This window comes from Vibrio sp. V19_P1S1T109, assembly GCF_002241375.1.
GTDB classification, from domain to species: domain Bacteria; phylum Pseudomonadota; class Gammaproteobacteria; order Enterobacterales; family Vibrionaceae; genus Vibrio; species Vibrio anguillarum.
The window spans coordinates 1-6795 of the sequence record NZ_NDIM01000107.1 but is presented as its reverse complement, the minus strand read 5'-3'; the positions used below and the strand labels follow the sequence as shown (position 1 = coordinate 6795).

General features: G+C 46.7%; 5 protein-coding genes and 1 pseudogene. 4 read left to right on the top strand and 2 right to left on the bottom strand.

Translation table 11 applies throughout. From position 1 onward, the window contains the following. The first annotated feature begins 164 nt into the window (after positions 1 to 164). The gene (locus tag B9J87_RS05160; protein WP_029189704.1) at positions 165 to 1592 is read left to right on the top strand and encodes a methyl-accepting chemotaxis protein; all 1428 of its coding nucleotides are present in this window, start codon (positions 165 to 167) and stop codon (positions 1590 to 1592) included. Between the two features lie 95 nt (positions 1593 to 1687). On the opposite strand, the gene galE is transcribed toward B9J87_RS05160, so the two are convergent. Next, positions 1688 to 2704 carry a UDP-glucose 4-epimerase GalE gene (galE, locus tag B9J87_RS05155; protein ID WP_029189705.1) on the bottom strand — a complete coding sequence of 339 codons (1017 nt, stop codon included), beginning with the start codon at positions 2702 to 2704 and terminating at the stop codon, positions 1688 to 1690. A 208-nt stretch (positions 2705 to 2912) separates the two neighbouring features. Between galE and B9J87_RS05150 the strand changes: the two genes are divergently transcribed. From B9J87_RS05150 to B9J87_RS05140, 3 genes are read left to right on the top strand one after another with little or no spacing between them, the layout of a single operon-like run. After that, a complete protein-coding gene (locus tag B9J87_RS05150; protein WP_094149623.1) occupies positions 2913 to 3656 on the top strand; it encodes a 5-oxoprolinase subunit PxpA in 744 nt (247 codons plus the stop codon). A gap of 53 nt (positions 3657 to 3709) precedes the next feature. Further along, positions 3710 to 4429, top strand: a complete 720-nt coding sequence (locus B9J87_RS05145) for a 5-oxoprolinase subunit B family protein (protein ID WP_094149621.1) — start codon at positions 3710 to 3712, stop codon at positions 4427 to 4429. Then, the gene (locus B9J87_RS05140; protein WP_176429484.1) at positions 4426 to 5355 is read left to right on the top strand and encodes a biotin-dependent carboxyltransferase family protein; all 930 of its coding nucleotides are present in this window, start codon (positions 4426 to 4428) and stop codon (positions 5353 to 5355) included. The genes B9J87_RS05145 and B9J87_RS05140 overlap by 4 nt, the downstream gene beginning before the upstream one ends. A gap of 44 nt (positions 5356 to 5399) precedes the next feature. Here B9J87_RS05140 and B9J87_RS05135 read toward each other — a convergent pair. Next, a pseudogene (locus B9J87_RS05135) lies at positions 5400 to 6795 on the bottom strand (FAD-dependent oxidoreductase); the annotation flags it as partial.

Here is a 6795-nt window from a genome sequence, read left to right as displayed (position 1 = left end):
GAGTAATATTACTCTCCCCACTTTTTTTAACCTAAAATAAGATCAAAGTCTCAATCTTGATATTTAAGTCAACATTCATTTCATAAAATTCTGCACGAACACACACATTTAGCCTTAGTATATTTATAAAATTTACTATTACTTTTTTGCATATCGGAGCAGCAATGAAAGAAGTTCAGTTCAGGACGATTGACCGCGTGTTCATTAAAATGTCAATTAATGACAAGATGTGGGTGATCTTCGCTTTATTCCTCACCGCTTTAAGCTTTGTCGCAGGAAATCGCTATGTTGATTCACTGGCCCAGATAGAAGCGCAATCGAAGTTGGCCGTTGAGTACAAACTGCAAGGTCTGCTTGCCAGCGGTGCAGATCCACAAACCCTTTCAGCGGTTGAAACTCGCCATTCTTTAGCCGCAACTAGTTATCAAAAAGGGGTGATTACCGCCACAGCAAAACACAGCGATGGCAAAGTTTACGCGCTAACAGAGAATCTCTCTTATCTTGAAAAAGACGCTCGGCGATCGGCACTCTCGACTTTTCTGTTGAGCTATTTGTGGGCAATCCCTTTTGCTATTTTCCTCTATTGGGTCGCTACTTTTATTGGCGGTGCATTGTGGGTGCTGTACACAACAACCTTGAAAATTTCACAAGGTGATTTAACTTCACGATTAGGTTTTCATCCCGGTCGCGATGAGTTTGGCACCATTGGCTGCGCGCTCGATAACGCCATGGACACCTTGACCGAACTGGTAGTTTCAGTAAAACAAAATGCCACCACTCTCGGTGAAACATCCAGCTCTTTTGCCCATGAGATGAAAGAGAGCGAGCAACAAATCAGTAGCCAATACGCTTCCTTGGATTCCGTCGCCACGGCCATGGAAGAGATGACGGCCTCGGCGCAAGAAGTGTCGACCATTTCCCAACAAGCCAATCAGCAAGCCGAGCAAGATTCAAAACAAGCGGAAGAGAGCTCACAGCTAGTTCAGCAAGCGATTAATGAAATTTCCCAGTTGTCAAAGTTCATTGAACAAGCCTCTCATTCGGTGTCTACATTGAATGAAAATACGGCGCAGATTAACGATGTGATCACCACCATCAATGCCATTTCGCAACAGACGAACTTATTGGCACTGAACGCTGCAATAGAAGCGGCACGTGCTGGTGAACAAGGGCGCGGTTTTGCCGTGGTAGCTGATGAAGTTCGCACCTTAGCTAGCCGCACGCAAGCGGCTACTGTTGAAATTCAATCCATGATTGAGAAGCTGCAAACCGAAAGTCAAGATATCGCACGCATTACTGAGCAAACGGTTAGTCAAGCTCAAACCAGTAGTGATTTAGTCGCTAACATCGGCAATAACGTCAATCAAATTGCTGAATCAGCAAAAATGATCAATGACATGAGTATTCAAATTTCAACTTCAGCCGAGGAGCAAAGCGCCGTTGCTAATGATATTGCTGCTGAGCTGAGTGATATTCGTACACAATCCAATGCGATTCGCAGTGTTGCGCAAACCTCATCGCAAGGTGTCGCTAGCCTTGCAAACGCTTCGCGCAACCTTGGTGAAATTTTAAGCCGTTATCGGACCAACTGATCATTGGGTTGCTTGAGTAACCAAGTCAGATCAAAATAGCCAGTCATTTGACTGGCTATTTATTTCATTCATCGCAGAGAAGTTGAAGCAAGAGCTTAAGACTCAGGATAACCTTGTGGATTATTTGACTGCCAACGCCACGTATCTTGTGTCATCGCTTCTAGGCTACGAGTCGCTTTCCAACCTAGATCCGCCATCGCTTTGCTTGGATCTGCCCAACACTCCGCAATATCACCAGCGCGGCGTTCGACCAATTGGTACGGCACGCTTTTACCTGACGCTTGTTCAAACGCTTTCACCATCTCTAGTACACTGTAGCCATTTCCTGTGCCTAGGTTATAAATGTGCAAGCCTGCTTGTTGGCCTACTTTTTCCAGCGCAGCAATATGACCATCGGCTAGGTCCATTACGTGAATATAATCGCGAACCCCTGTGCCGTCTTTAGTTGGGTAATCACTGCCAAAAACAGAGAGAAATGCTCTTCGACCCACGGCCACTTGCGAGACAAAAGGCATTAGGTTGTTCGGAATGCCTTGTGGATCTTCACCTAACTCGCCTGATGGATGTGAACCTACAGGGTTAAAATAGCGCAGCAGTGTAATGCTCCAATCTGGGTTGGCTTTATGGAAATCGGCCAAGCACTCTTCAACCATTAACTTACTACGGCCATAAGGGTTGGTCGCGCTGGTTGGGAAATCTTCGGTAATAGGCACTGAGGCTGGGTCACCGTATACGGTTGCAGATGAACTAAAAACAAGTGCCTTCACGCCAGCTTCACGCATGGCCGCCACCAGTACCAATGTGCCATTCACATTGTTATCGTAATATTCCAATGGTTTTTCTACTGACTCACCGACTGCTTTTAAGCCTGCGAAATGGATCACCGCTTGAATATTTTGCGCTTTCATCACTTCAACCAGTTGTGCTTGGTTGCGTACATCACCATGGACGAACAGCGGCTTCACACCGGACACTTTTTCGATGCGCTCTAAAACCGATGCTTTACTATTGTATAAGTTGTCAAAAATTACGGGTGTCATACCGGCGTGGATCATTTGAATGCAGGTATGGCTGCCGATATACCCCATCCCGCCTGTCACTAATACTTTCATTGTTTTTACCTTCTGACATTGGTTGTGCAAGTTTAACGACTTTCAACCTAAACTTCACTTATAAATCAATCTGCTTTAATGTTTGTCTATCAGGCAAATTCGCTCTCTTTCGGCCCATACTTATCGCCAAACAATGAATCGGATCACTGTATATTGCCTTTGATTACGGCAAGTTACTCAACATGGATACTCAAGGATGATGCAACCCGTGACAAAAAGAACAATCACTCTCAATTGTGACATGGGCGAGAGCTTCGGTGCATGGCAAATGGGCGCTGATGAGTTGGTGATGCCTTGGATTGACATGGCCAATATTGCGTGTGGCTTTCATGCCTCTGACCCACACGTGATGAGCCGAACGATTGAGCTGGCGATTCAATTTGATGTAATGATTGGCGCTCACCCGGGTTACCCCGATTTGCAAGGTTTTGGTCGCCGTTCAATGAGTTTTAGCGAAGAAGAGATCTGCGAGTTACTGATTTACCAGATTGGTGCACTCAAGGCATTATGTGAGAGCAAAAATGCCGAGATAAGCTACGTCAAACCTCATGGGGCTTTATATAACGATATGATGCGTGACAAATCTGTCTTTCGCTCAGTGGTCGATGCAGTTTCTTGCTTCAATGTGCCCTTGATGATCTTAGCTTCAGGCAATAACCAAGATTACCTTGATATCGCCGATATTTATGACGTGCCATTGCTGTTTGAAGCCTTTGCCGACCGAACTTATCTCGCTAATGGTATGCTCACTCCAAGAGGCCAAGCCAATGCAGTGCTGACTAATGAAGAGGCGATCATCAATCAAATTAAACAACTGGTTGATTACGGAAAAGTGACCAGTTCGGATGGCTTTGTGATCCCTATCGAAGCCGATACGATTTGCGTGCATGGCGATAACCCGGCGGCGATTGAACTGATAGAGAAAATCCGAATTTGTCTACGAGAGCGTTGAACCATTACACGTGTATCTCCTAGCGGCTACAACGTCATCACAAGGAGTGTTAAGTGACATTGAACTACAGCATTGAACCCGTTGCGGAATGCAGCCTCTTATTGCGTTTTACTCACCCGCCATCGGCCGATCTCTCACTCGACATCGGACAAATTGCGCAACAGATCATGGTGCAGTTTTCTGCTTACCTGATGAATGTCACCCCTTCTTACACTACCATTTTGATCGATTACCTTCCTTATCGTATAAGTCAAAGGGAGCTAGAGCAGCAATTGATCACAGCGATCGCGGCCTTATCTTTAACTGTGGAAGCCACCCACAATTTGGTTGAGCTTGGCGCTTACTACGATGAAAGTGTCGGCCCAGATTTAAAGCGCTACCATGCGCTTGGTTTATCCACGCAACAAGTTATCGCGCTGCACACTCAAACGGTCTACACCGTTTGTGCCGTCGGTTTTGCACCAGGCTTTGCCTTTATGGCTGAAGTAGATGAACAATTACGCTTACCGCGCCATGCCACCCCACGCCTTAATGTGGCAAAAGGCAGCGTCGCGATTGCAGAACAGCAAACGGCCGTCTATCCGAACAACTCTCCCGGGGGATGGAATATCATCGCTAATTGCCCCCATGCGCTCTTTTCTCCTCATCAAACACCAATGACGCCTTTTTCGATTGGAACTAAAGTGAAGTTTACAGCGATGACTCGCGAGGAATTTTTATCATTAGGAGGTGAAATACCTCAATTAGCCTCGCAGTGGGAGCACCATTCATGAGCCCCCTACTACAGGTGATAAAACCCGGTCAACTGAGCTTAATTCAAGATTTTGGCCGCTTTGGTCTCAGTCATATCGGTGTTACTCAATCAGGACCAGTCGATGATTACGCCTACAGTTGGGCCAACCATTTACTGGGTAACCGAGTCAATTTAGCAACGCTTGAAATCACGCTTGGTCAGGCGGAATTTCATGTTAAACATCCATGTATGCTGGCAATTGCAGGTGGTGATTTATCGGCCACGTTAGATGGCAAAGTTATTGGTAATTGGCGAAGCTTTAGCGCGCAAGCCGGGCAAACACTGAAATTTGGCCTAGCCAAAAATGGCTTAAGAGCTTATTTGGCCGTGCGCGGAGGGTTCATTGTGCCTCACCATTTAGGTAGTGTTGTCACCGTACCCAAAGAACAGCTTGGTGGGTTAACGCAAAACGGTGTACCACTGCAAGCGGGCGATTCACTGCACTTTAATCCCCACGCTATCGATAACAAACCCGTACACATTACTTTTCGTTATAAGCCTGATTATAATCTGCCACTTAAATTACGCGTCATTGAAGGCTACCAAGCCCTGCAATTTTCATCGCAGCAACTCGATCGCTTTTATCAAACCAGCTTCACTGTCAGTCAGCATGCCGATCGCATGGGCTATCGTCTTAATGGCGATACGGTTACCCCACCCGCTACACCTATTTTATCGGAAGGAATTGCTTTGGGGGCGATTCAAATCCCGCCAGATGGCCAACCGATCATTTTACTCAACGATCGCCAAACCATCGGCGGTTACCCTAAATTAGGGTGTGTGGCTCGCATTGATCTGCCCCGTTTGGCACAAGCAAAACCGGGGCAGAAAATACGTTTTGTCAAAGGTGATATACAAGGCCTGCAAGAGGTTTGGTGCCAATGGGCGCGTTATTTCGGCTACTAACGACTATCACCTTGCTCCTTTAGAAAACCGCAAGGTGTTACCAATCAAACCATACCGACAATTTTTGCTAATTCTTCAGGATAAGCACGTGCCTTAGCTAACGCGATGGCTTTCTCTTCCACCTGTTCAAGAGACAAACTCATGCTGATTGGGTGACGAACTTCTATCGATTGTAGCAAGTCTTCATCGTTCACTAACTGCCAATGCTGAACAATTTTAGTTGCCGCTTCCAACGCGGATGAACCTTTGACCACTTCGATTCGCGCATAATTATGAGCTTCAAACGTAACATCAGCGGCTCGTAATGTGGCATCTTGGCCGGGAATTTGCTGCGCACCAAACAGTGGCTTACCAGCCACTTGTGCTTGAGTATACTGTGGGATGAACATGACTCATGTGGTGTATGGCTCGTTCACTGCGCTCTTGCAGTGCGTCCTGTTGCCAACCGTTCTTAATTTTGCGTTCGAGATAATCAGGCAATACGGGCTGTGATGATCCAGCTTGCGAGGCCACTAACCCATCTTTAAATAACGTGATTCCCTCGGTCATACCATGTAACTGAAATAGACCATCAGCATACGGTGTTAGCTGAGCCATTCCTTGTGGGGTGCCTCTTGGCCCGTGAAAAATCACTTCTGGCCATTGCTGGTCGCATTCTGCCCAACGGGTAACGTAGGCCGCTTTAAATTCCACCAAGCGTTGACGCGGAGCCTTAGCCAAATCATCGACTATTCCCGTTTCATAACCACATGCATTGACTAAATAATCGACATGAATAACGTGTTCATGCTTTTGAGCATCCAGATAAACGAGCTGCCATTGCTCATCAATAAAATCAGATTTGATTAATTGAGCGTGCGTTAAAACTTGGCAATGAGGCATCGCCGCTAACGCAAGCTCAGCACTGGCCGCCAGCCGAAAAACACTCCAACCGTATTCCTGCACCGCAATGACTGGGTACTTCAACTGATTTAAATCTGCATGTTGAGCAAAAGGGATCACCCAATCATCGAATGATGTCGGTTGATCACTCTGTTGCTGAGTTGCTAATACCTGCAGTGCTTCACGGCTGTAGAGTTTGAAATACTCTTGGGGTTGACCAAGCTGCTGATTACATGGGTCTTCATCAACCAATTGTTGATAGCTGCGCTGAATAAGCTCTAGCCTTGGTAATAAGGCTTGCGGCTCACCGCCATCACTATGCGGAACAGCAATCACAGTCGGTCGCTTATTCAGCGTGTGTGGGTAGAGCCTGACGGTTTCAATCGACTGCTTAAGTAACTCAAGACACTGCTGCTGCGAAATTTCGCGATAGAGGTTACCGCCCGCGTGCAGATGGCAAATCGGCGGCCCATTAACGAGACCAGCGCTTTTTTCCAAAAGCAGCACATTGAGCCCCAGTTCTCCCATATGAACGGCGGCAGTGGCACCAGCCACACC

Excerpts from the sequence above, each read along its gene's own strand:
- B9J87_RS05160 (WP_029189704.1), top strand. The coding sequence starts at position 165 with ATGAAAGAAGTTCAGTTCAGGACGATTGACCGCGTGTTCATTAAAATG.
- galE (WP_029189705.1), bottom strand. The coding sequence starts at position 2,704 with ATGAAAGTATTAGTGACAGGCGGGATGGGGTATATCGGCAGCCATACC.
- B9J87_RS05140 (WP_176429484.1), top strand. The coding sequence starts at position 4,426 with ATGAGCCCCCTACTACAGGTGATAAAACCCGGTCAACTGAGCTTAATT.